This window comes from Ralstonia sp. 25mfcol4.1 (assembly GCF_900104095.1).
Lineage (GTDB): Bacteria > Pseudomonadota > Gammaproteobacteria > Burkholderiales > Burkholderiaceae > Cupriavidus.
On sequence record NZ_FNJO01000011.1, the window covers coordinates 135,675 to 157,807 of the forward strand.

The following is a 22,133-nucleotide window of genomic DNA, read 5'->3' on the forward strand; positions in this document are numbered from 1 at the left end:
GACCGGCGCCGGCTACCGGCTTTATCGATTGCACTCTAGGAGATAGACATGACCATCAAGATCGGCATCAACGGCTTTGGCCGTATCGGACGCATGGTGTTCCGCGCCGCCGCCGCGAACTTCAAGGACATTGAAGTCGTTGCCATCAACGACCTGCTGGAGCCGGACTACCTGGCCTACATGCTGAAGTACGACTCGGTCCATGGCCGCTTCGACGGCGAAGTGTCGGTCGACGGCAACACGCTGGTCGTCAACGGCAAGAAGATCCGCCTGACCGCCGTCAAGGATCCGTCGGAACTGAAGTGGGGCGAGGTTGGCGCGGACGTGGTCATCGAATCGACCGGCATCTTCCTGACCAAGGAAGGCGCGCAGAAGCACATCGACGCCGGCGCCAAAAAGGTGATCATGTCGGCCCCGTCGAAGGACGACACCCCGATGTTCGTGTACGGCGTGAACCACGAAACGTACAAGGGCGAAGCGATCATCTCGAACGCCAGCTGCACCACGAACTGCCTGGCCCCGGTGGCCAAGGTGCTGAACGACAAGTGGGGCATCAAGCGCGGCCTGATGACGACCGTGCACGCTGCCACGGCGACGCAGAAGACCGTTGACGGCCCGTCGAACAAGGACTGGCGCGGTGGCCGCGGCATCCTGGAAAACATCATCCCGTCGTCGACCGGCGCCGCCAAGGCCGTCGGCGTGGTGATTCCGCAGCTGAACAAGAAGCTGACGGGCATGTCGTTCCGCGTGCCGACGTCGGACGTGTCGGTGGTCGACCTGACCGTCGAACTGGAAAACCCGGCCAAGTACGAAGAAATCTGCGCCGAGATGAAGGCCCAGAGCCAGGGCGCGCTGAAGGGCGTGCTGGGTTACACGGAAGACAAGGTTGTGGCCACGGACTTCCGCGGCGACGCCCGTACCTCGATTTTCGACGCCGAAGCCGGTATCGCGCTGGACGGCACGTTCATCAAGGTCGTGAGCTGGTACGACAACGAATGGGGTTATTCGAACAAGTGCCTGGAAATGGCACGCGTCGTCGCCAAGTAATTGGTGCTCGCGTCATGAAAAAACGCGCCTTCGGGCGCGTTTTTTTATTTTCGGCCGCAGGGGGATCAGGGTGTCAGCGGTTTTGCATCCACGGCATCGCCGTCCACCAGGAAATGGCCGCCCGCCACATGGTGAATGGTGCGCAGGCTGTCATGGCCGGTAAAGTGCCAGCGGCCTTCGCTGAAGACCCGGCTGTCGGCATGGGCGGCCACCACTTCGCCCAGGAACAGGTCGTACCCGGCCTGGATGGCGGGTTCGGGCAGCAGCCGGCATTCGAGCCAGGCCGCGCAGCCTTCCAGCAAGGGCGCGCCGATCACGCTGCCGGTAAACGTCTGCAGCCCGTAGGCGGCGAACTTGTCGATGCCTTGCTGTTCCAGCATGGTCAGGCCGGAACTGGAGCCCAAGGCCTGGGTGATGTCGACCTGGCTGACCGTGGGCACCTGCAGGGCGAACTCGCCGCTGGCTTCCAGCAGGCGGCGCGTCCAGGTGGCCTTGTCCAGCACGACCGCCACCTTGGGCGGCGCAAAATCGAGCGGCATTGCCCAGGCGGCCGCCATGATGTTGCGCTGGCCGCCGTGGGCTGCGCTAACCAGTACCGTGGGACCGTGATTGAGCAGCCGATAGGCTTTGGCAAGATCAACGCCGAGACGAGGGGAAGTCATGATGCACGTCCGAAAATTCCGAGGTAATGTGAGTGGGCGCAAGGCAGGATCGAGCCCCTTCAGGTCAATATAGCGGGCCTCGCGCGCGCCGGGATCGCGGTTTTTGACATTATCTGTCCCAATGTTGTCAAAAATCCCTCGATTACCGATTCGCGTAGTGCGAGAAATGCCGAATTTGCTTTTCCCTGCCGTTTTTTTCTCTTACACTCGGAAGAATCTGTTGAAATCTGATGTGCAGCCAGTGAAAGTGGTGGGGCCATCCAGAAGCGCGAGACATAACAACCGGGCCTGATCATGGTGAACGTGGATACCAAGCTGCTGGTGATTTTTACCGAGCTGCTAAGCAAGCGAAACGCCACTTATGTGGCGGAGAAAATGCATATGACGGCGCCCGCCGTATCGCATTCGCTTGGCCGCCTGCGCGAAATTTTCGACGACCCCCTCTTTATCCGCGTGCCGCATGGGCTGACACCCACGCCCCGTGCGCTGGAACTGGGTCCCAAAATCCGTGACATGCTCGACCTGTGGTCGTCCATCAACGAGGGCGATGCAGACAATTTTGACCCCGCGGTTGCCACCGGCACCCTGAGCATCGGCTTTGCGGCCGAACTGGGCGATACCGTCTTCAATCGTTTCGTGCTGCGTATCAAGCAGCTGGCGCCGGACCTGCATATCCGGCTCGTGGAATCGCATTCGTGGGAAAGTGACGTGGCGTCCATGCGCGCCAATGAGCTGGACCTGGCATTTTCTCCATTCCCGACCCGCCATCCGGAAATCGTCGAGGAAATGGTGACCTCGCTGAACCTGTGGGTGTGCGCGCGCAAGAATCATCCACTGCTCAAGAACGATTGCACGCTGGAGCAATACCTGGAGTGCAGCCATATCTTCATGGCGCATTCGGGCGGCACAGGCCGACCGGCGCCGGCGCTGATTCCGCTGGACTACGCGCTGCAGCAGCGCGGTCTGAAGCGCAATGCCACGCTGACGGTGCATTCGTGGCGTGCCCAGGCCGAACTGGCGGCGCAGACGGACATGATCTTCACGGGCAACGCGCTGACCAAGGACATGGCGTGCGAAACCTACGGGCTCAAGGCGTTCCCGCTGCCGGCGGAACTGAACACGACGCTGGGCCTGAACATGTTCTGGCACCGCAGCCGGAATACGCATCCGATGCTGGTCTGGGCCCGACACCTGTTTCGTCAGGTCGTTGGAGAATTTGTGGGCCTGCCTCAGATAGCCGCGGCACGTACCCTGCGCGTTGTGACCGAAGCCGAACAGGACAATCTGCCGCAGGAATAAGCGGCCGGCCGAGTCGGCACGCCCAACAAAAAACCGGCGCCAGGGCGCCGGTTTTTTGTTGCCTGCATGGTGAGGACCGGATCATGCCAGCCCCCCGCGGCTTATCGTTTGGGTCGGTGGGGGCAGTCGTTCTTGGTGCAGTTGCCGTACAGCGACAACGCATGTTCCTGCAATGCAAAGCCCCGCTCGCGCGCAATGCTCTGCTGGCGCTGCTCGATATCGCCGTCAAAGAATTCCTCGACGCGGCCGCAGTCCAGGCACACCAGGTGGTCGTGGTGCTTGCCTTCGTTGAGTTCGAAAATCGCCTTGCCCGATTCAAAGTTGTTGCGGGACAGCAGGCCCGCCTGTTCGAACTGGGTCAGGACGCGATAGACCGTGGCGAGCCCGATATCCATGTGCTCGTTGAGCAGGATGCGGTAAACGTCTTCTGCGCTCAGATGGCGCTGTTCGCTGGTCTGGAAGATTTCAAGAATCTTCAGGCGGGGGACGGTCGCCTTCAGGCCGATATTTTTGAGGTCCGCCGGACTCGGCATGGGCGTGACTCCCTAGAGTACAATGTCTGGATAGTTGAATCATAAGGGTTTTGGCGACAAAAGTCGCCCCGGTGCCATGGCGCCCGGCCGTCACCCGCAAGGTGGCGTACCCGCGATGCGCCTGGCCGTGCCGGCCGCCTCCGTTTGTCCGCGGAGCGTCGGTACCGGCACAGAACCATTCCCGTCTGGAAGCGAGATACATGCGTTCATTCCGTTCGTCCGCCATGCGCCCCGCGCTGGTGTCTTCCCTGCTGGCCGCCGCGCTGCTGGCCGGCGCCTGCTCGGCCTACGACAGCACGTCGCGCAAGGTGGCAGAGGCCATCACGCCATATCGCATCAACATCGTTCAGGGCAACTTCGTGTCCCGCGAGGCGGCTTCGCAACTGCGCGAAGGCATGACGCGCGACCAGGTCCGCTTCCTGCTGGGTACGCCTCTGCTGCAGGACGTGTTCCACGGCAATCGCTGGGACTACTATTTCTCGTTCCGCCGGGGCAGCACGCCGGTGGTGCAGTCGCGCCAGTTCACGGTTTTCTTCGATGACGACAAGCTGGTGAAGTGGCAGGGCGCTGATTTGCCGTCGGAATACGAGCTGATTGCCGAAATCGACGGCATGAAGGCCGCGCAACGCAACCAGAAGATCGGCATTGCGACGTCCAGCGCCAGTACTGCCCAGCCGGCGTCCGCACCGGCCGCCACGGGTGCCTCGGCTCCGGAAGCCGCGCCGGCGCCGGCCGCCGAATCGACGCCTCCTGCCTCGGAGCCGGCCGCCCAGGCACCGGCCACGAGCGCCACCCCGGACAAACCGGCCAGCTGATCGGGAGCCGGCTCCGGCCGGTTGCCGCCCATCGCATCCGTGCGCCCGGCCTGTATGGCCGGGTCGCAGCCTTCCCAGTCTTTCCGACACCGCAACGCCACGCCATGAAAATCGCCATCGCAGGTGCCTCCGGCCGCATGGGCCGCATGCTGATCGAAACCGTTCTGAATACCGAGGGCGTCACGCTGGCGGGTGCGCTGGAGCATGCCTCGTCGCCCGCGCTGGGCCAGGATGCCGGCTTGTTCCTGGGCCGCGACACGGGCGTCAAGATCTCGTCCGATATCGACGCCGTGCTCGGCGCCGCCGATTGCCTGATCGACTTCACGCGCCCCGAAGGCACGCTGGTCCACCTGGACGCGGCAAAGCGCCTGGGCAAGAAGATCGTGGTCGGCACGACGGGCTTCGACGCCGCCGGCAAGCAGGCCCTGGCCGACGCCGCCAAGTCGATCGGGGTGGTGTTCGCGTCGAACTTCAGCGTGGGGGTGAACGCCACGTTCAAGCTGCTCGAAGTGGCCGCCAAGCTGCTGTCGACGGGCTACGACATCGAAGTGATCGAAGCGCATCATCGCCACAAGGTGGATGCGCCGTCGGGCACTGCGCTGACGATGGGGGAGGTGATCGCGAATGCGCTTGGCCGCAACCTCGACGACTGCGCCGTATATGCCCGCGAAGGCCACACGGGTCCGCGCGATCCGAAATCGATCGGTTTTGCCACGATCCGCGGCGGCGATATCGTGGGCGACCATACGGTGATGTTCGCCGGTATCGGGGAGCGCATCGAGATCAGCCACAAGTCGTCCAGCCGCCAGTCGTACGCCGATGGCGCGGTGCGCGCCGCCCGCTTCCTGTCCGACAAGCCCAGCGGCATGTTCGACATGCAGGATGTGCTGGGCCTGAAGTAACCCGCTGCCGCGCGGCTCGCCATGGCGGGCTGCTCGCGCCTTTGGGCGCCGCCGTGGCAGGGCCGGAATCGTCGTCGGCCACGGTTATAATCGTCTCTTTCGCTTTTCCGATCCCCCCGGCCGCCGGCGCGCCAGTCGCCGCGCGTGAACCGTTGCCCAGACCGTCGTCCCGACCATGCAAGACAAATATCTTCCGTCCGCCGTTGAACAAGCCGCCCAGCAGCACTGGCAAGCGATCGATGCCTACAAGGTATCGGAGCACGCGGTCGGGCCCGACGGCAAGGAAAAGCCGAAGTTCTACGCCTGCTCGATGCTGCCGTATCCGTCGGGCAAGCTGCACATGGGTCACGTGCGCAACTACACCATCAACGACGTGATGGCGCGCTATCTGCGCATGAATGGCCGCAACGTGCTGATGCCGATGGGCTGGGACGCGTTCGGCATGCCGGCGGAAAACGCCGCGCTGAACAACAAGGTGGCGCCGGCCGCCTGGACCTACGACAACATTGCTTACATGAAGAAGCAGATGCAGTCGATGGGCCTGGCGATCGACTGGTCGCGTGAAGTGGCCACCTGCAGCCCCGACTACTACCGCTGGAACCAGTGGCTGTTCCTGAAGATGCTGGAAAAGGGCATCGCCTACCGCAAGACCGGCACCGTGAACTGGGACCCCGTGGACCAGACCGTGCTGGCCAACGAGCAGGTGATCGACGGCCGCGGCTGGCGTTCGGGCGCGGTGGTCGAAAAGCGCGAGATCCCGATGTACTACCTGCGCATCACCGACTACGCGCAGGAACTGCTGGGCGACCTGGATAGCCTGGGCTGGCCGGAGCGCGTCAAGATCATGCAGCAGAACTGGATCGGCCGCAGCGAGGGCGTGCGCTTTGCCTTCCCGCACCAGATCCAGGGCGCCGACGGCAAGCTGGTGGGCGACGGCAAGCTGTTCGTGTTCACCACCCGCGCCGACACGATCATGGGTGTCACGTTCTGCGCAGTGGCCGCCGAGCACCCGCTGGCCACCCACGCTGCCGCGAACAATCCGCCGCTGGCCGCGTTCATCGACGAATGCAAGCACGGTTCGGTCATGGAAGCCGACATGGCGACCATGGAGAAGAAGGGCATGCCTACCGGGCTGAAGGTCACGCATCCGCTGACCGGCGAGCAGGTGGACGTGTGGGTCGGCAACTACGTGCTGATGACGTACGGCGATGGCGCCGTGATGGGCGTGCCGGCGCATGACGAGCGCGACTTTGCGTTCGCGAAGAAGTACAACCTGCCGATCAAGCAGGTCATCGACGTCAAGGGCCAGCCGTATTCGACCGACGCCTGGCAGGAATGGTACGGCGACAAGGAACACGGCACCTGCATTCACAGCGGCAAGTACGACGGCATGGCCTACCAGGCGGCGGTCGACGCCATTTCCGCCGACCTGGCAGCCAAGGGCCTGGGCGAGAAGAAGGTGACGTGGCGCCTGCGCGACTGGGGCATCTCGCGCCAGCGTTACTGGGGCACGCCGATTCCGCTGATCCACTGCGACAGCTGCGGCGTGGTGCCGGTACCCGAAAAGGACCTGCCCGTGGTGCTGCCGGAAGACCTGGTGCCGGACGGCACCGGCAATCCGCTGAACAAGGACCCGCGTTTCCTGGAATGCACCTGCCCGTCGTGCGGCAAGCCCGCGCGCCGCGAAACCGACACGATGGATACGTTCATCGACTCGTGCTGGTACTACATGCGCTATACGTGCCCCGATGCCGGCACGATGGTGGACGGCCGCAACGACTACTGGATGCCGATGGACCAGTACATCGGCGGCATCGAGCACGCGATCCTGCACCTGCTGTACGCGCGTTTCTGGACCAAGGTCATGCGCGACATGGGCTTGGTCAAGTTCGACGAGCCGTTCACGAACCTGCTCACGCAGGGCATGGTGCTGAACGAGACGTTCTACCGTGAAGACGCGTCGGGCAAGAAGATCTGGTACAACCCGGCCGACGTGGATGTGCAGACCGACGAGCGGGGCCGTCCGGTTGGCGCGACGGCCAAGGCCGACGGCCAGCCGGTGGTGATCGGCGGCATCGAGAAGATGTCGAAGTCGAAGAACAACGGCATCGACCCGCAGGCGCTGATCGACCAGCATGGCGCCGATACGGCCCGCCTGTTCGTGATGTTTGCCGCACCGCCCGAGCAGCAGCTCGAATGGAGCGGTTCGGGCGTGGACGGCGCGTCGCGCTTCCTGCGCCGCGTCTGGAACTACGGCTACGCGAACGCCCAGGCGATTCGCGATGGGGCTGGCACCCAGTTCACGGCCGCCGATGCCGATGTGCGCCGCGAGCTGTACACGGTGCTCAAGCAGGCCAACTACGACTACGAGCGGATCCAGTACAACACCGTCGTGTCGGCGACGATGAAGATGCTGAACGCGCTGGAAGATGCCAAGGCGGCGTCGCCGGCCGCGCGCCGCGAAGGCTTCAGCATCCTGCTGCGCGTGCTGTATCCGGTGGTACCGCATATCGCGCACGGGCTCTGGACCGAACTCGGCTACGCAGCCGAAGCCGGCGACATCCTCGACGCGGCCTGGCCGCAGGTGGACGAAAGCGCGCTGGTACGCACCGAAATCGAACTGGTGCTGCAGATCAATGGCAAGGTCCGTGGCAGCCTGACGGTGCCTGCCGATGCCGACCGCGCCGCCATCGAGGCCGTGGCCGCGGGCAGCGAGATCGTGGCGAAGTTTGCCAACGGCGCCGCGCCCAAGAAGATCGTGGTGGTGCCGGGCCGGCTCGTCAACGTGGTGCTCTGAGCCACACAGCCAGGAAGACACAAGCAATGGATCGACCGGACATGGGACGCCGCGGATTTCTCGCCATCGGGGCTGCAATGGCGGCGGCCGGCTTGCTGGCCGGCTGCGGCTTTCACATGCGCGGGAACGCCGATTTCGCATTCAAGCGGCTCTACATCGGCCTGCCGCCCAATTCGCTGATGGGCGCCGACCTGCGCCGCAATATCCGCAACGGCTCCGACACGAAGGTCGTGGAGGAGCGCGAGGAAGCGGACGCGTTGCTGGACGTGCTGGCCGATACGCGCGGCAAGTCGATCCTGTCGATCACGGCCCAGGGCGTGGTGCGCGAATACCGGCTGACCCAGCGTTTCAGCTTCCGGCTGCGCGATGCCGCCGGCAAGGAACTGATTCCGGCGTCGACGCTGGTCCTGACGCGCGACCTGACGTACAACGAAGCCAATACGCTGGCCAAGGACTACGAAGAGCAGCAGCTGTACCGCGATATGCAGAAGGACATCGTGCAGCAGCTGATGCGCCGCCTGGCAGCGGTCAAGACGATCTGATCGCGGCCGCGCGCGGATCGCTTCGCAGGCACAGGGCAACACGATGCAGCTCAAGCTCGACGGACTCGATGCACACCTGAAGCAGGCCCAGGCCAGGGGCCTGGCGCCGCTCTACGTGGTGCATGGCGACGAGCACTTGCTGGTGCTGGAGGCGGTGGACCGCCTGCGCCGCGCGGCGCGGGACTCGGGCTTTACCGAGCGCGAAGTGCTGGTGGCCGAGCGCGGCTTCCAGTGGGGCCAGGTCACCGAGGCCCAGCAGTCGATGTCACTGTTCGGCGACCGCAAGATCGTGGAACTGCGCGTGCCGTCGGGCAAGCCCGGCAAGGATGGCGGCGAGGCATTGCGCGCCGTGGCAGCCCAGCCGTCACCGGACGTGGTGATGCTGGTCACGTTGCCAAGGCTCGACTTCGCCACGTCGAAATCGGCCTGGTTCCAGGCGCTGGAGTCGGCCGGGGTATCGATCAAGGTGGATGCCGTGGACCGCACGCGCCTGCCTGCCTGGGTGGGCGAGCGGCTGGCCCTGCAGCAGCAGCGCGTGGAACCGGGCGAGCCCGGCCGGCGCTCGCTGCAGTTCATCGCCGACAAGGTGGAAGGCAACCTGCTGGCCGCGCACCAGGAAATCCAGAAACTGGGGCTGCTGTACCCGGCGGGCGTGCTGACGTTCGACAAGGTGCACGACGCGGTGCTGAACGTGGCCCGCTACGACGTGTTCAAGCTGTCAGAGGCGATGCTCGGCGGCGATGTGCCGCGCCTGACGCGCATGCTCGAAGGGCTGCGCGGCGAGGGCGAGGCCACGGTGCTGGTCCTGTGGGCGTTGACCGAGGAAATTCGCGTATTATCCAAGGTCCGGCAAGGGCTGGCGGCTGGCAAGCCGGCGGGTGTGCTGATGCGCGAACTGCGCGTCTGGGGCCCGCGTGAGCGCCTGGTGCCACAGGCTGCGCAACGGTTGTCGATGCCGCAGCTGGAGGCCGCGCTGGCCATGGCCGCGCGGCTGGACCGCCAGGTCAAGGGCCTGGCCGACCTGCCAGGCGCCGGTGGCGCGGCGGGCAGCCTGCCAGCCGAACCATGGGACGGCCTGCTGCAGCTTGCGCTGCTGATCGCGCGGCCAGCCTGACGTCCCGGACCCAGGCAGCGAACCAACCAGATTACTGCCGGCAGCCGCGCCGGCGCTTCGACATCGCGGCACCCACAGCAGACCGGGCTGGACCCGGACACCATCATGACCGAGTTCGATCTCCACGCTTACATGAACCGCGTCGGCCAGCAGGCCCGCGCGGCATCGCGCGCCATGGCGCGGGCCTCCACGGCCGACAAGAACCGTGCGCTGCTGACGATTGCCGCGGCCATCCGGCGCGATGCCGGCAAGCTCAAGGCCATCAACGCGCGCGACGTGGAGCGTGCCCGCGCCAACGGCCAGGACGCCGCCTTCGTGGACCGGCTGACGCTGTCCGACAAGGCCATCGACACCATGGCCGCCGGCCTGGAACAGATTGCCGCGCTGCCGGACCCGATCGGCGAGATCAGCAACATGAAGTTCCGCCCGACCGGTATCCAGGTGGGCCAGATGCGCGTGCCGCTGGGGGTGATCGGCATCATTTACGAATCGCGCCCGAACGTGACCATCGACGCCGCGGCGCTGTGCCTGAAGTCGGGCAACGCCACGATCCTGCGTGGCGGCTCCGAGGCGATCGAATCGAACACGGCGCTGGCCGCGCTGGTGGCCGAGGGCCTGGCGGCCGCCGGCCTGCCGGGAGAGGCGGTACAGGTCATCGAGACCACGGACCGCGCTGCCGTTGGCCGCCTGATCACGATGAACGAATACGTCGACGTGATCGTGCCGCGCGGCGGCAAGAGCCTGATCGCGCGCCTGATCGAGGAAGGCCGCGTGCCGATGATCAAGCACCTGGACGGCATCTGCCATGTCTATATCGACGACGATGCCGACGTGGAAAAGGCCGTGCGCATCTGCGACAACGCCAAGACGCAGCGTTACGCGCCCTGCAACACGATGGAAACGCTGCTGGTGTCGCGCCAGATCGCGGCCACCGTGCTCCCCCCGCTGTGCCGCATCTACCAGGAAAAGGGCGTGGAACTGCGCGTCTGCGCCGATACGCGCGCCACGCTGGAAGCCGCCGGCTTCAGCGGCCTGGTTGACGCCACCGAGGAAGACTGGCGTCTGGAATACCTGGCGCCGGTGCTTGCCATCCGTACCGTGGATGGTCTGGACGCGGCGATTGCGCATATCAACACCTACGGGTCGGCCCACACCGATTCGATCGTGACCGAGAACTACAGCGCCGGCATGCGCTTTATCCGCGAAGTGGACTCGGCCAGCGTGATGATCAATGCCTCGACGCGATTTGCCGACGGCTTCGAGTACGGCCTGGGCGCCGAAATCGGCATCTCGAACGACAAGCTGCACGCCCGTGGCCCGGTAGGGCTGGAGGGGCTGACGTCGCTCAAGTACGTCGTGTTCGGTCACGGCGAAGTGCGCACGTAAGGGAAGGCGGGAACGCAGATGCTCTGGGTCAAGGCTTTCCATATCCTGTTCGTCGTCTCCTGGTTCGCGGGCCTGTTCTACCTGCCGCGCATCTTCGTCAACCTGGCCATGGAAACCGATCCGGCCAGCGTGCGCCGCCTGCTGCTGATGGCGCGCAAGCTGTTCCGGTTCATGACCATGCTGGCAGTGCCGGCCGTGGTGTTCGGCCTGTGGCTGTTCCTGGGCTACGGCATCGGGCGCGGCGCGGGGCAGGGCTGGATGCATGCCAAGCTGGCGCTGGTGGTGGTGCTGATCGGCTATCACCACGGCTGCGGCGTGCTGCTGCGCAAGTTCGAACGCGGCGCCAACACGCGCTCGCACGCGTTCTACCGCTGGTTCAACGAGCTACCGGTGCTGGTGCTGTTGGCCATCGTGATTCTGGTTGTCGTAAAGCCGTTCTAAGCTGTCGGATTCCTACTGTTTTCGATGAGGTCGTGATGAGCAAGCAGGTCGAATACTTCCTGGCGCCGCAGTCGCCGTTCGTCTACCTGGGCCATGCCCGCTTTGTGGAAATCGCCAACCGCCACCAGGCACAGGTGCTGCTGAAGCCGGCCGATCTGGGCAAGGTGTTTTCGGTTTCGGGCGGACTGCCGCTGGCGCAGCGTCCGCCGCAGCGCCAGGCATACCGGCTGGTCGAGCTCGAACGCTGGAGCAGCTTCCTGGGCATTCCGCTGAACCTGCATCCGACGTTCTTCCCGGTGTCGGGCGATGCCGCCGCCAAACTGATCATCGCGGCCCAGCTGGCGCATGGCACGGCCCGTGCGCTGACGCTGACCGGTGCCATCACGCGGGCGGTCTGGGCCGAACAGCGCAATATCGCCGACGGCGCGACGCTGGCGCAGATCGCCGACGAGAACGATCTCGATGGTGCCAGCCTGCTCAAGGCCAGCGAAGGCCAGGCGGTGCAGGCCGCTTATGCGCAGAACACGCAGGATGCGATTTCCGCCAATGTGTTCGGCGCGCCGTGGTTCGTCTACGACGGCCAACCGTATTGGGGCCAGGACCGGCTCGACTTCCTTGACCGCGCGCTGGCGGCAGGCTGATCGGCACACCGGACCCACGCCTTGCCCGTCCGCGATGCGGACGTTTTTGTTTTCTGGAAAGACTCGCCATGACCCAAGCCTTCTTTGCACCTTGCCCGCGTGGCCTTGAACCGGCACTGGCCGAGGAGCTGCGCGAGATTGCGCAGTACCCGGCCGTGGTGGCAGCGGCACCGTTCGAGGTGCATCGCGAAATGCCGGGCGGCGTGACGTTTTCGGGCGAGATGGCCGCGGCCTATGCGGTCAACCTGCATTCGCGGATTGCCAGCCGCGTGCTGCTGCGCGTGGCGCAGCGCGGCTACCGCCACGAGGACGATATCTATTCGCTGACGCGCCAGCAACGGTGGGAGCAATGGTTCTCGCCGGACGAGACGCTGCGCGTGGACATCACCGCCCACAAGTCGCAACTGCGCAGCCTCAATTTCACGGCGCTGCGCGTCAAGGACGGGGTCTGCGACGCCATGCGCGAGCGCCTGGGCGCACGCCCGAGCGTCGATACGGTCAGTCCGGACGTCCGCATCTATGCACACCTGACCGAGACCGACTGCACGCTGTACCTGGACACCACGGGCGAACCGCTGTTCAAGCGCGGCTGGCGCATGGAGAAAGGCGAGGCGCCGCTCAAGGAAAGCCTTGCCGGAGGCATCCTGCGCCTGGCTGGGTGGGTGCCTGGCCAGACCGGCCGGCCGTTCTTCGATCCGATGTGCGGCAGCGGCACGTTCCTGGTGGAAGCCGCGCAGGTGGCGCTCGGCATCGCGCCGGGCGTGGGCCGCACGTTTGCGTTCGAGTGGCTGAAGGGGGCGGACACCAAGGTGTGGCAGGCGTTGCGTGCCGATGCGCAACGCGCGCGCGAATCGGCCGCCAGCCGCGCCGCGACGCTGCAGATCGCCGGTTCCGATATTTCGACGGACATGCTGGCGATGGCGCAGGCCAACTGGCAGCGTGCCGGCCTGCCAGGCGATATTTCGCTGAAGCAGGTGGATGCACGTTTCGTCCAGCCGCCGTTTGCGGAGCCGGGCCTGATGATGATGAACCCGCCCTACGGCGAGCGGATCGCCGTGCGCGGCAATCGCCGCGATGCGATGCAGGACGCGCCGCCCGACGAAGTGGAAGAGGCCGCCGCCAACCAGTTTGCCAGCGCCTTTGCCACTACGCTCAAGCAGAATTTTGCGGGCTGGCAGGCGTGGGTGTTCACGGGCGATCTGTCCATCCCCAAGCGGCTTCGGCTGAAGGAATCGCGCCGCACGCCCCTTTACAACGGCAATATCGAATGCCGGCTGTTCCGGTTCGACATGGTGCGCGGCGGCAATCGGGAAGGCCAGAAGAAGGATTGAGGCGTCTTGCTCCTCTGTCCCGCAGCATGGGGAGAGGGGGCGAGCGCAAACAGGCGGGCGCAGGAGCCCGATCAGACCAGCCTGTTGCGCCCGGTCATCGCCGCGCCGTTGCGCGAAAACTCCGACAGGAAGCTTTGCAGGCTGACCACCGGCTCCTGCAGCATGTGGCGCGGCAGGTCGAACAGCGCGTAGAAATATTCCTCGTTGCCCTCGCAGCGTTCCGCTGGCAGGCAGTATTGTTCCCAGTCCATGCAGGCCGGCGTGTACATGCCGTTGCCAGGCCAGAAGAACGGCACGATGCGGCCCTCGCGCAGCCCTTCGATCAACGCCGCGGGCGCCTCGTACGCTTCGGCCGACTCCACCTGGGTCATCAGCCCGGCGCGCGTTTCGATCACCATCAGCGTGGCATGGCCCTGTGCGGTCAGCAGCAGCATGCCTACCGGGTTCGGGAACAGGTAGTACTCGATAAAGCCATAGCGCGCCGCCGTCTGGCGTACGCGGTCAGCCATGACCGGATCCGACAGGAACGAGTACGAATGGCGCGTGAGCAGGTCGCGCAGCGTGCGCGAGATCGACGCGAAGTATTGCTGCTGGAGCGCGTCGATTTCGTCGTTCAGCCGCGCCACCATGTTCGGATCGTGCTTCTTCACGTAGCGGTCGATCAGCCCGTGGTTGAAGCCCTGCACGGCGATGCTTTCATCGGCCGTACCCGTCAGCAGGATGGTCTTGCACGGCAGGTCTTCCAGCGCCTGGCAGAATTCAAGTCCGTCCATCTGCGGCATGGAGTAGTCAACCACGACCACTCCGGGTTGCAGGAAGCGATGCACATCGTGGATCTGACGATGGATGCGGTCGACATCGAGCTGCACCGTGCGGCGTTCGGACAGGAAGGTCAGGTCGTCGTGCGTGACGCGCACCGGCAGGAAGGCGGGATGCCGCGTGGCATACGCTTCGCGAATCCACGTCAGCGCGTCGCGCGGATCGGTGAAGCTGACCACCGCGCGCGATGCATCCATCTGGAAAGCCAGGCTGTCGATAAACGACTTGCTGTCGTCCACCAGTACCGTCAGTACTGGGTGATGGAAAACCGACAGGTTCCGGTCGTGCGCGGGGAATGTCATGGTGCGATCAAATCTGGCCGCCGGCCGCAAGGGGAAAAAGAACGGGGCAAGCCAGTATAGCGCCTGCACCTGCATGCGCAACCAGACCACGCAAAAGGAAACGGCCAGCGTTGGTTGCTGGCCGCACTACTTCGATTTTATTGATTTCAGGTCTGCGCGTTTCTTTATTCACTTGGCAGAACTGCGGGCCTGACGGCCACTGCCGAAGATTAACGGCAGCTTATTCCACGGCCTTGAACATGTCCTCCACCACCTTCTTGGCGTCGCCGAACACCATCATGGTCTTGTCCATGTAGAACAGCTCGTTGTCCAGGCCCGCGTAGCCGGCGGCCATCGAACGCTTGTTCACGATGATGGTCTTGGCCTTGTAGGCTTCCAGGATCGGCATGCCGGCGATCGGCGATTTCGGATCGGTCTTGGCAGATGGGTTCACCACGTCGTTGGCGCCCAGCACCAGCACCACGTCGGCCTGCCCGAATTCGCTGTTGATGTCCTCCATCTCGAAGACCTGGTCGTACGGCACCTCGGCCTCGGCCAGCAGCACGTTCATGTGGCCCGGCATGCGGCCTGCCACGGGGTGGATGGCGTACTTCACCGTCACGCCGTGCTCGGTCAGCTTTTCGGTCAATTCTTTAAGTGCATGCTGCGCACGGGCCACCGCCAGGCCGTAGCCGGGCACGATGATCACGGTCTCGGCGTTGCTCATCACGAACGCGGCGTCGTCGGCCGAGCCGGACTTCACGTTCCGCTGCGCCTGCGCGCCAGCGGGGCCGGCAGCAGACGCCTCGGCGCCGAAGCCGCCCAGGATCACGTTGAAGAACGAACGGTTCATCGCGCGGCACATGATGTACGACAGGATGGCACCCGAGGATCCCACCAGCGAGCCGGCGATGATCAGCATCGGGTTGTTCAGCGAGAAGCCGATGCCCGCTGCCGCCCAGCCCGAGTACGAGTTCAGCATCGACACCACCACGGGCATGTCGGCGCCGCCGATCGGGATGATGATCAGCACGCCCAGCACGAAGGCGATGGCCAGCATGATCAGGAACGGCAGCCACGACTGCGACAGGAAGAAGATCACGCCGAAGCCGAGCATGGCGATGGCGAGCAGCAGGTTCAGCCAGTGCTGGCCCGGGAACACTACCGGCGCGCCCTGGAACAGGCGGAACTTGTAGCGGCCCGACAGCTTGCCGAACGCGATGACCGAGCCCGAGAACGTAATCGCCCCCACGAAGCAGCCGATGAACAGCTCGATGCGGTTGCCCAGCGGGATCAGGTGCGTACCGGCCGGCGTGATGCCGAACGCGGCCGGCTCCGCCACGGCAGCCACGGCGATAAACACCGCGGCCAGACCGATCAGCGAGTGCATCGCCGCCACCAGTTCCGGCATCTTGGTCATTTCGACCTTGCGTGCCACGTAGGCGCCAATGCCGCCGCCCACCACCAGCGCGCCGAAGATCAGCGCCAGGCCGGTGCCGACCGACGACTGCGCGGCGCCCACGGCCAGGAACTCGTTCTTGAGCTTGACGATCAGCACCAGCGTGGTCACCACGGCAATCGCCATGCCGATCATGCCGAACGCGTTGCCCTTGCGGGCCGACGCCGGGTGCGACAACCCCTTCAGGGCCTGGATGAAGCAGACCGACGCCACCAGGTACAGCAGCGTCACAAGGTTCATGCTGATGCCTTCCATCACGCACCTCCCTTGGCGGCTTCAGCCCCGGCCTTGGCGCGTGGCTCCTTCTTCTTGAACATCTCCAGCATGCGCTGGGTCACCAGGAAGCCACCGAACACGTTCACCGCGGCCAGTGCCACGGCCAGCGTGCCCATCACGCGGCCCACGCCGCCTTCGGTCAGGCCGGCCGCCAGCATGGCACCGACGATGATGATGGCCGAGATCGCATTGGTCACGGCCATCAGCGGGGTGTGCAGCGCGGGCGTGACCGTCCACACCACGTGGTACCCCACGTAAATTGCCAGCACGAAGATGATCAGGTTGATCACCGTGTGGTTCACCATCTCCATCGACTTCTCCTCCGTTGCTTTTGAATACTGCCGAGCGTCGCGTCCGCGCAGGCGGGCTGGAACTGCAGGATCAAGCTTGCCGGGGACGCGGCGGGCCGTGGCGCAGGGCTCTTTCAGCGCCGCGGCATCTTCAGACGGGATGTCAGGCGGCCTGCTGCCTGACGACCTGGCCGTCCTTGCACATCAGGCAGGCGGCGACGATGTCGTCTTCCAGGTTCAGCGTGTAGCGGCCATCCTTGTCGATGATCAACTTCAGGAAGTCGAGTACGTTGCGCGCGTATAGCGCGGACGCGTCGGCCGCCACCATGCTGGCCAGGTTGGTATGGCCGATCAGGACCACGCCGTGGCGCTCCACCACTTCGTCGGCCACGGTCAGCGGGCAGTTGCCGCCCTGCGCGGCGGCCAGGTCGACCACGACCGAACCGGGCTTCATCTGCTTGACGGTGTCCTCGGCCAGCAGCACCGGGGCGCGGCGGCCGGGGATCAGTGCGGTGGTGATGATGATGTCGGCTTGCGTGGCGCGCTGGTGCACCAGTTCGGCCTGCCGGCGCATCCAGTCGGCCGGCATCGGGCGTGCATAGCCGCCCACGCCCTGTGCGATCTCGCGCTCCTCGTCGGTCACGAACGGCACGTCCAGGAACTTGGCACCCAGCGATTCGATCTGCTCCTTCACGGCGGGGCGCACGTCGGAGGCTTCGATCACCGCGCCCAGGCGCTTGGCGGTGGCGATGGCCTGCAGGCCGGCCACGCCGGCACCCAGGATCAGCACGCGGGCGGCCTTGACGGTTCCGGCCGCGGTCATCAGCATCGGCATGAACCGCTGGTAGTGGTGCGCGGCCACCAGCACGGCCTTGTAGCCGGCGATGTTGGCCTGCGACGACAATACGTCCATGCTCTGCGCACGCGTGGTACGCGGCGCGGCCTCGAGCGCGAACGCCGTGACGGCGGCGCTGGCCATGCGCGCGTTGTTCTCCACGTCGAACGGATTGAGCATGCCGACCAGTACGGATCCAGCCTTCATCTGCGCGCGCTCGGCATCGTCGGGCGCGCGTACCTTGAGCACAAGTTCGGCGCCCAGCGCATCGGCACCGGAGCCCACGCGGGCGCCGGCCGCCTCGAACGCGGCATCGGGAATACTGGCACGCACACCGGCGCCGGCTTGCACCGTTACCTGATGGCCCTGCGCTACGTACTTCTTGACGGTCTCCGGGGTGGCGGCGACACGCGTCTCACCTGCCCGCGTCTCAAGCGGGATACCGATATGCATCGTCAATTTCTCCTGTCTGGCGTCGTTCGTAATCTGGTCGGGCCAACGTCCTCGCCCGTTGATGCATTGCAAAAGAATGCGTCAATTTTTGCGCAGCTTACCCGAAACTTACGTTCGGTGGTGACTCGCCGGTCGGGTATATGTGCTTTCACCGAAACTCATCTTTTCTGCTCATGAAATGACTCGTTTGATGCACATCGGATTACCCTGAATTCCGCCATTGATGGAATGGCATCGGCGTCACCTGCAATCTTGACGCCGATTTGATACGGGGCTGCGTATCGTGGCGTCCACGTCTCTTTCGAGGCGTTTTTTCCAATTCGTCCACGGTTTTTCATTCATGATTGCAACCCGCCTGATGACCTCGGCGCCGGCCTCGCTGGCCGCCGCCATCCTGCTTGCCGCCCCGTTTTCCAACGCCTTCGCGCAGCAGGCGGCCCCGGACGCCCCGCAGCCAGCGTCGCCGCACACCTTCACGGCCAACGTGTCGGTGGTGTCCGATTACCGCTACCGCGGGATCAGCCAGACCGACCGTCGCCCGTCCATCCAGGGCGGCTTCGACTACGCGCACGTGAGCGGCTTCTACGTCGGCAACTGGAACTCGAGCATCAGCTGGCTGGGCGATGCCGACGCGTCGGTGTCCGCGCCCGTCGAGATGGATTTCTATGGCGGTTTCAGGAATACGTTCAAGCTGGCCGACCAGGAATTCAACTATGACCTGGGCGTGCTGGAGTACTACTATCCGGGCGGATACACGGCCACGCGTCCGTACACCACCGAGTTGTATGCCGGCATCGGCTGGGGGCCGGTCTTCCTCAAGTACTCGCACGCGGTGACCAACCTGTTCGGGTTCGCCGACAGCAAGAACAGTTACTACGTCGATCTGACGGTCAACGTGCCGCTGAATGTGTGGGGCCTGACGCTGAACGCGCACGTCGGCTACCAGGGCGTGCAGCATTTCAGCGACGCCTCGTACACGGACTGGAAGGTTGGGCTGACGAAGGACCTGGGTAGTGGCTTCTCGCTGGCCGTGGCCTATCTCGACACGAACGCCAGCAAGGCTGCCTACACGAACACGCGCGGACGCTACCTGGGCAAGGCGACGGCCTTGGCGTCGATCACGAAGACGTTCTGAGCGCCGGATACGTGCTGGCGGCCCGCATCTTTACGCGTTCTTGATGGCGGGCCGGCCAAACGCTGCATCAAATTGAGGCCAGTCTCCCTAGCATGGAACCATGTTCAACAGACGATCCGCCCCGCGCGGATCTTCGCTTCATGCGACAGTCATCGAGTCTCGCCGTGGCGTTTGCATCGGTTCCGCGACGCCGTGCCATTGCCCAGGATCCATGGATTCGCCTGCGGCTGGCCGTCTCGTCGTCACAGGTCTTCGCGCTGCGCCAGACGCTGCATCGCGCGATCGGCAACATGGCCCGGATCTACGTGGTGGAAGTGGATCATCGCAACGGCGAGACCGCGCTGCACGTGGAGGTGGAGCGCGGCGACCGCGACGCGGCCATGCACGCAATCATGGCGGCCTTGCCCGCGGCCGAATTTGGCGTGGCGACGATGCTCGGGGACGACCATGGCACGCATTGACCCGCAGCGCGGCGCAATTGCCGATGGCCTGTGGCTGCCGATGGTCACGCCGCTGCGCAACGACCAGGTGGATATCGATGACGCCCAGCGCCTGGCGTCGCACTACGCGGCGGCCGGTGTCGATGGCCTGATCGTGCTGGGCACGACGGGCGAGGGCGGCCTGCTGACCGATGCCGAGCGGTTCATGCTGACGGCGGCGGTGCTCGAAGCCGTCGACGGCGCGCTGCCGGTGATGGCCGGCGTGGGCGGCGTGGCCACCCACGCCGTGTGCGATCAGGTGCGCCGGCTCGACCGCCTGCCGCTGGCCGGCTACCTGGTGCCGCCGCCGTACTACCTGCGCGTGTCCGACGAAGGCATCGCCTGGCATATGCGCAGCGTGGCGGCCCAGACTGGCAAACCGCTGATGCTCTACAACGTGCCCAAGCGCACCGGCTGCACGATTTCTCCCGAACTGGCGTGGCGCCTCGCCGCCCATCCGCAGATCGTGGCCGTCAAGGAATGCGACCCGGCCGGCATGCGCTCGCTGGCCATGCAGGACCTGATCGGCGTGTATTGCGGCGACGATGCGTCGATGCTCGACCACCTGCTGCGCGGCGGCCAGGGCATCGTGCCGGCTGCGGCGCACGTACGCCCCGACCTGTTCGTACGGCTGCTGCATCTGGCGCGCACCGGACGCGACGAGGCCGCGCGGGCCCTGTTCCGGCAGCTGTCGCCGCTGATCGGGCTGATGTTCGCCGAGCCCAATCCGGCACCTGTGAAAGCCGCGCTGGCGCTGGCCGGCATGACCACGGCCGAGGTGCGTCGCCCGCTGATGCCGGTGTCGAAGTCACTTGTGGCCCGCATCGACGCGGCCATCGCCGAGCTGCCCCCCATGCTGACGGCCGAGGCGGCCTGAAACTCCGCGCGCCATGCACGTTCGAACGGCAACCGGTAAAATGCCGGATTGCTTAAAAAATGTGCATCATGTCACGTGAATGGATTGCCAGCGTCACGGTTGCCGCCGTCATTGAACGCGGCGGCCGCTTTCTGCTGGTGGAAGAGGAAACGGCAGATGGCCTGCGTCTGAACCAGCCGGCGGGCCACCTGGAGCCGGGCGAGAGCCTGATCCGCGCCGTTGTCCGCGAAACGCTCGAAGAAACCGCCCACACGTTCGAACCCCGCGCGCTGCTCGGCTGCTACATGAGCCGCGGCCGGTCGTCGCGCGACGGTGGCGATACCACCTATATCCGCTTCGGCTTCACGGGCGACCTGGGCTCGCTCGACGCCGGCCGCCAGCTCGATACCGGCATTGTCCGCACGGTCTGGATGACCGCCGAGGAATTGCGCGCCTGCGCCGATCGACATCGCTCGCCGCTGGTCATGGCATGCGTCGACGATTACCTGGCCGGCAAGCGTTTTGCGCTCGACGTGCTGCATACCCATCCCACCGCCATCGCCGGCGCCACCGATGCTGCCCTGGCCGCGGTGACGGGGCAGGCACCGGGGCAGGCACCGGGAGCGGCATCGTGAGCGGCAAGCGGGTGGTTGTGGGCATGTCGGGGGGCGTGGATTCGTCGGTCACGGCATGGCTGCTCAAGCAGCAAGGGTATGAGGTCATCGGCCTGTTCATGAAGAACTGGGAAGACGATGACGACAGCGAGTATTGCTCCACGCGGCAGGACTGGCTCGACGTGGCGTCCGTGGCCGACGTGATCGGCGTGGACGTGGAAGCCGTCAACTTCGCCGCCGAATACAAGGACCGCGTGTTCGCCGATTTCCTGCGCGAATACTCGGCGGGCCGCACGCCGAACCCGGACGTGCTGTGCAACGCCGAAATCAAGTTCAAGGCCTTCCTGGACCATGCGATGTCGCTGGGCGCCGAACTGATCGCCACCGGCCACTATGCGCGCGTGCGCCAGGCCTCCAACGGCAGGTTCGAACTGCTCAAGGCGTTCGACCATACCAAGGACCAGAGCTATTTCCTGCACCGGCTGAACCAGGCGCAACTGTCGCGCACGATGTTCCCGCTGGGCGAAATGCCGAAGACCCGCGTGCGCGAGATCGCCGCCGAAATCGGCCTGCCGAACGCGAAGAAGAAGGACTCCACGGGCATCTGCTTCATCGGCGAACGCCCGTTCCGCGACTTCCTGAACCGCTACCTCCCGACCAAGCCCGGCCCGATGGTGACCGACGAAGGCAAGGTCGTCGGCGAACACATCGGCCTGGCGTTCTACACGCTGGGCCAGCGCAAGGGCATCGGCCTGGGCGGCAGCAAGGACGGCAGCGGCGATGCGTGGTACGTGGCGCGCAAGGACATGGCATCGAACACGCTCTACGTCGTGCAAGGCCACGACCACCCCTGGCTGCTGAAGCCGGAACTCGACGCGGCAGACCTGTCGTGGGTCGCCGGCGAACCGCCGGCCGCGGGGGCGACGATGTCGGCCAAGACCCGATATCGGCAAAGCGACGCGCCGTGCACGGTCGTCAAGGCCGAAGGCGATGAACTGCGGCTGTCGTTTGCCGAGGCGCAGTGGGCCGTGACGCCTGGGCAGTCGGCCGTGCTCTATGACGGGGAGGTTTGTCTGGGTGGGGGGATTATCCGGTAGGGGGAAAGGGCCGTTGGGCCCTTTTTTCG

Annotated in this window: 23 protein-coding genes; 17 read left to right on the top strand and 6 right to left on the bottom strand. The window is 65.1% G+C overall.

What is annotated here, in order from left to right; translation table 11 throughout:
• The first annotated feature begins 48 nt into the window (after window positions 1-48).
• Complete coding sequence (gene gap / locus BLQ58_RS19765; RefSeq protein WP_092601396.1) at window positions 49-1,047, top strand: type I glyceraldehyde-3-phosphate dehydrogenase; 999 nt, start codon at window positions 49-51, stop codon at window positions 1,045-1,047.
• A gap of 65 nt (window positions 1,048-1,112) precedes the next feature.
• On the opposite strand, the gene BLQ58_RS19770 is transcribed toward gap, so the two are convergent.
• Window positions 1,113-1,709 carry a flavin reductase family protein gene (locus BLQ58_RS19770; protein WP_092601398.1) on the bottom strand — a complete coding sequence of 199 codons (597 nt, stop codon included), beginning with the start codon at window positions 1,707-1,709 and terminating at the stop codon, window positions 1,113-1,115.
• Between the two features lie 294 nt (window positions 1,710-2,003).
• Here BLQ58_RS19770 and BLQ58_RS19775 point away from each other — a divergent pair, with 294 nt between their 5' ends.
• The gene (locus BLQ58_RS19775; protein WP_092601400.1) at window positions 2,004-3,008 is read left to right on the top strand and encodes a LysR family transcriptional regulator; all 1,005 of its coding nucleotides are present in this window, start codon (window positions 2,004-2,006) and stop codon (window positions 3,006-3,008) included.
• Window positions 3,009-3,109: 101 nt separating this feature from the next.
• Here the strand turns inward: BLQ58_RS19775 and fur are convergent, their stop codons facing one another.
• The gene (fur, locus tag BLQ58_RS19780; RefSeq protein ID WP_066732268.1) at window positions 3,110-3,541 is read right to left on the bottom strand and encodes a ferric iron uptake transcriptional regulator; all 432 of its coding nucleotides are present in this window, start codon (window positions 3,539-3,541) and stop codon (window positions 3,110-3,112) included.
• Between the two features lie 200 nt (window positions 3,542-3,741).
• On the opposite strand from fur, the gene BLQ58_RS19785 reads away from it, so the two are divergent.
• From BLQ58_RS19785 to BLQ58_RS19825, 9 genes are all read left to right on the top strand, one after another.
• On the top strand, window positions 3,742-4,356 hold the full coding sequence (locus BLQ58_RS19785) for an outer membrane protein assembly factor BamE (protein ID WP_092601402.1): 615 nt from the start codon (window positions 3,742-3,744) through the stop codon (window positions 4,354-4,356).
• A gap of 104 nt (window positions 4,357-4,460) precedes the next feature.
• Window positions 4,461-5,258 (top strand): 4-hydroxy-tetrahydrodipicolinate reductase, encoded by a 798-nt coding sequence (dapB, locus tag BLQ58_RS19790; RefSeq protein WP_092601404.1) that lies wholly within the window; start codon window positions 4,461-4,463, stop codon window positions 5,256-5,258.
• A gap of 175 nt (window positions 5,259-5,433) precedes the next feature.
• Window positions 5,434-8,055: a leucine--tRNA ligase gene (gene leuS / locus BLQ58_RS19795; RefSeq protein ID WP_092601405.1), complete on the top strand. Its 2,622-nt coding sequence runs from the start codon at window positions 5,434-5,436 to the stop codon at window positions 8,053-8,055.
• A 26-nt stretch (window positions 8,056-8,081) separates the two neighbouring features.
• Entirely contained in the window at window positions 8,082-8,597 is a 516-nt protein-coding gene (gene lptE, locus BLQ58_RS19800) for an LPS-assembly lipoprotein LptE (RefSeq protein ID WP_092601407.1), read from the top strand.
• A 43-nt stretch (window positions 8,598-8,640) separates the two neighbouring features.
• Window positions 8,641-9,711, top strand: coding sequence for a DNA polymerase III subunit delta (gene holA / locus BLQ58_RS19805; RefSeq protein ID WP_092601409.1), 1,071 nt, complete (start codon window positions 8,641-8,643; stop codon window positions 9,709-9,711).
• Window positions 9,712-9,816: 105 nt separating this feature from the next.
• Window positions 9,817-11,097: a glutamate-5-semialdehyde dehydrogenase gene (locus BLQ58_RS19810; RefSeq protein WP_092601411.1), complete on the top strand. Its 1,281-nt coding sequence runs from the start codon at window positions 9,817-9,819 to the stop codon at window positions 11,095-11,097.
• Between the two features lie 18 nt (window positions 11,098-11,115).
• Entirely contained in the window at window positions 11,116-11,538 is a 423-nt protein-coding gene (locus tag BLQ58_RS19815; RefSeq protein WP_092601413.1) for a CopD family protein, read from the top strand.
• A 35-nt stretch (window positions 11,539-11,573) separates the two neighbouring features.
• Window positions 11,574-12,179, top strand: coding sequence for a 2-hydroxychromene-2-carboxylate isomerase (locus BLQ58_RS19820; protein ID WP_092601415.1), 606 nt, complete (start codon window positions 11,574-11,576; stop codon window positions 12,177-12,179).
• Window positions 12,180-12,247: 68 nt separating this feature from the next.
• Window positions 12,248-13,510, top strand: a complete 1,263-nt coding sequence (locus BLQ58_RS19825; protein ID WP_092601417.1) for a THUMP domain-containing class I SAM-dependent RNA methyltransferase — start codon at window positions 12,248-12,250, stop codon at window positions 13,508-13,510.
• 71 nt (window positions 13,511-13,581) lie between these two features.
• Here the strand turns inward: BLQ58_RS19825 and BLQ58_RS19830 are convergent, their stop codons facing one another.
• Complete coding sequence (locus tag BLQ58_RS19830) at window positions 13,582-14,631, bottom strand: response regulator (protein WP_092601419.1); 1,050 nt, start codon at window positions 14,629-14,631, stop codon at window positions 13,582-13,584.
• Here BLQ58_RS19830 and BLQ58_RS19835 point away from each other — a divergent pair.
• Entirely contained in the window at window positions 14,630-14,824 is a 195-nt protein-coding gene (locus BLQ58_RS19835) for a hypothetical protein (RefSeq protein ID WP_092601421.1), read from the top strand. The genes BLQ58_RS19830 and BLQ58_RS19835 overlap by 2 nt on opposite strands.
• 27 nt (window positions 14,825-14,851) lie before the next feature.
• Here BLQ58_RS19835 and BLQ58_RS19840 read toward each other — a convergent pair whose 3' ends face one another.
• The 3 genes from BLQ58_RS19840 to BLQ58_RS19850 all read right to left on the bottom strand — a co-directional run bounded on the left by BLQ58_RS19840 (window position 14,852) and on the right by BLQ58_RS19850 (window position 17,923).
• Complete coding sequence (locus BLQ58_RS19840; protein ID WP_092601423.1) at window positions 14,852-16,324, bottom strand: NAD(P)(+) transhydrogenase (Re/Si-specific) subunit beta; 1,473 nt, start codon at window positions 16,322-16,324, stop codon at window positions 14,852-14,854.
• The gene (locus tag BLQ58_RS19845) at window positions 16,324-16,656 is read right to left on the bottom strand and encodes an NAD(P) transhydrogenase subunit alpha part 2 (RefSeq protein WP_066732243.1); all 333 of its coding nucleotides are present in this window, start codon (window positions 16,654-16,656) and stop codon (window positions 16,324-16,326) included. Before BLQ58_RS19845 ends, BLQ58_RS19840 begins: the two co-directional genes overlap by 1 nt.
• Before the next feature lie 142 nt (window positions 16,657-16,798).
• The gene (locus BLQ58_RS19850) at window positions 16,799-17,923 is read right to left on the bottom strand and encodes a Re/Si-specific NAD(P)(+) transhydrogenase subunit alpha (protein ID WP_092601425.1); all 1,125 of its coding nucleotides are present in this window, start codon (window positions 17,921-17,923) and stop codon (window positions 16,799-16,801) included.
• 340 nt (window positions 17,924-18,263) lie between these two features.
• Between BLQ58_RS19850 and BLQ58_RS19855 the strand changes: the two genes are divergently transcribed.
• The 5 genes from BLQ58_RS19855 to mnmA all read left to right on the top strand — a co-directional run bounded on the left by BLQ58_RS19855 (window position 18,264) and on the right by mnmA (window position 22,104).
• Window positions 18,264-19,058, top strand: a complete 795-nt coding sequence (locus tag BLQ58_RS19855) for a TorF family putative porin (protein ID WP_092601427.1) — start codon at window positions 18,264-18,266, stop codon at window positions 19,056-19,058.
• A gap of 140 nt (window positions 19,059-19,198) precedes the next feature.
• Window positions 19,199-19,519: a hypothetical protein gene (locus BLQ58_RS19860; RefSeq protein ID WP_092601429.1), complete on the top strand. Its 321-nt coding sequence runs from the start codon at window positions 19,199-19,201 to the stop codon at window positions 19,517-19,519.
• Window positions 19,506-20,414 carry a 4-hydroxy-tetrahydrodipicolinate synthase gene (gene dapA, locus BLQ58_RS19865; protein ID WP_092601431.1) on the top strand — a complete coding sequence of 303 codons (909 nt, stop codon included), beginning with the start codon at window positions 19,506-19,508 and terminating at the stop codon, window positions 20,412-20,414. Before BLQ58_RS19860 ends, dapA begins: the two co-directional genes overlap by 14 nt.
• A 59-nt stretch (window positions 20,415-20,473) precedes the next feature.
• Entirely contained in the window at window positions 20,474-21,028 is a 555-nt protein-coding gene (locus tag BLQ58_RS19870) for an NUDIX hydrolase (protein WP_092601433.1), read from the top strand.
• On the top strand, window positions 21,025-22,104 hold the full coding sequence (gene mnmA / locus BLQ58_RS19875; RefSeq protein ID WP_092601435.1) for a tRNA 2-thiouridine(34) synthase MnmA: 1,080 nt from the start codon (window positions 21,025-21,027) through the stop codon (window positions 22,102-22,104). The genes BLQ58_RS19870 and mnmA overlap by 4 nt, the downstream gene beginning before the upstream one ends.
• Window positions 22,105-22,133 lie beyond the last annotated feature (29 nt).

What these genes read in the sequence shown, in the direction of transcription:
- dapB (WP_092601404.1), top strand. Translation starts at nt 4,461, where the DNA reads ATGAAAATCGCCATCGCAGGTGCCTCCGGCCGCATGGGCCGCATGCTG.
- BLQ58_RS19810 (WP_092601411.1), top strand. Translation starts at nt 9,817, where the DNA reads ATGACCGAGTTCGATCTCCACGCTTACATGAACCGCGTCGGCCAGCAG.
- leuS (WP_092601405.1), top strand. Translation starts at nt 5,434, where the DNA reads ATGCAAGACAAATATCTTCCGTCCGCCGTTGAACAAGCCGCCCAGCAG.
- holA (WP_092601409.1), top strand. Translation starts at nt 8,641, where the DNA reads ATGCAGCTCAAGCTCGACGGACTCGATGCACACCTGAAGCAGGCCCAG.
- BLQ58_RS19855 (WP_092601427.1), top strand. Translation starts at nt 18,264, where the DNA reads ATGATTGCAACCCGCCTGATGACCTCGGCGCCGGCCTCGCTGGCCGCC.
- BLQ58_RS19870 (WP_092601433.1), top strand. Translation starts at nt 20,474, where the DNA reads ATGTGCATCATGTCACGTGAATGGATTGCCAGCGTCACGGTTGCCGCC.
- BLQ58_RS19825 (WP_092601417.1), top strand. Translation starts at nt 12,248, where the DNA reads ATGACCCAAGCCTTCTTTGCACCTTGCCCGCGTGGCCTTGAACCGGCA.
- BLQ58_RS19840 (WP_092601423.1), bottom strand. Translation starts at nt 16,324, where the DNA reads ATGGAAGGCATCAGCATGAACCTTGTGACGCTGCTGTACCTGGTGGCG.
- BLQ58_RS19775 (WP_092601400.1), top strand. Translation starts at nt 2,004, where the DNA reads ATGGTGAACGTGGATACCAAGCTGCTGGTGATTTTTACCGAGCTGCTA.
- BLQ58_RS19845 (WP_066732243.1), bottom strand. Translation starts at nt 16,656, where the DNA reads ATGGAGATGGTGAACCACACGGTGATCAACCTGATCATCTTCGTGCTG.
- BLQ58_RS19850 (WP_092601425.1), bottom strand. Translation starts at nt 17,923, where the DNA reads ATGCATATCGGTATCCCGCTTGAGACGCGGGCAGGTGAGACGCGTGTC.
- BLQ58_RS19785 (WP_092601402.1), top strand. Translation starts at nt 3,742, where the DNA reads ATGCGTTCATTCCGTTCGTCCGCCATGCGCCCCGCGCTGGTGTCTTCC.
- BLQ58_RS19815 (WP_092601413.1), top strand. Translation starts at nt 11,116, where the DNA reads ATGCTCTGGGTCAAGGCTTTCCATATCCTGTTCGTCGTCTCCTGGTTC.
- BLQ58_RS19820 (WP_092601415.1), top strand. Translation starts at nt 11,574, where the DNA reads ATGAGCAAGCAGGTCGAATACTTCCTGGCGCCGCAGTCGCCGTTCGTC.
- BLQ58_RS19770 (WP_092601398.1), bottom strand. Translation starts at nt 1,709, where the DNA reads ATGACTTCCCCTCGTCTCGGCGTTGATCTTGCCAAAGCCTATCGGCTG.
- BLQ58_RS19860 (WP_092601429.1), top strand. Translation starts at nt 19,199, where the DNA reads ATGCGACAGTCATCGAGTCTCGCCGTGGCGTTTGCATCGGTTCCGCGA.
- gap (WP_092601396.1), top strand. Translation starts at nt 49, where the DNA reads ATGACCATCAAGATCGGCATCAACGGCTTTGGCCGTATCGGACGCATG.
- BLQ58_RS19835 (WP_092601421.1), top strand. Translation starts at nt 14,630, where the DNA reads ATGGTGCGATCAAATCTGGCCGCCGGCCGCAAGGGGAAAAAGAACGGG.
- lptE (WP_092601407.1), top strand. Translation starts at nt 8,082, where the DNA reads ATGGATCGACCGGACATGGGACGCCGCGGATTTCTCGCCATCGGGGCT.
- fur (WP_066732268.1), bottom strand. Translation starts at nt 3,541, where the DNA reads ATGCCGAGTCCGGCGGACCTCAAAAATATCGGCCTGAAGGCGACCGTC.
- BLQ58_RS19830 (WP_092601419.1), bottom strand. Translation starts at nt 14,631, where the DNA reads ATGACATTCCCCGCGCACGACCGGAACCTGTCGGTTTTCCATCACCCA.
- dapA (WP_092601431.1), top strand. Translation starts at nt 19,506, where the DNA reads ATGGCACGCATTGACCCGCAGCGCGGCGCAATTGCCGATGGCCTGTGG.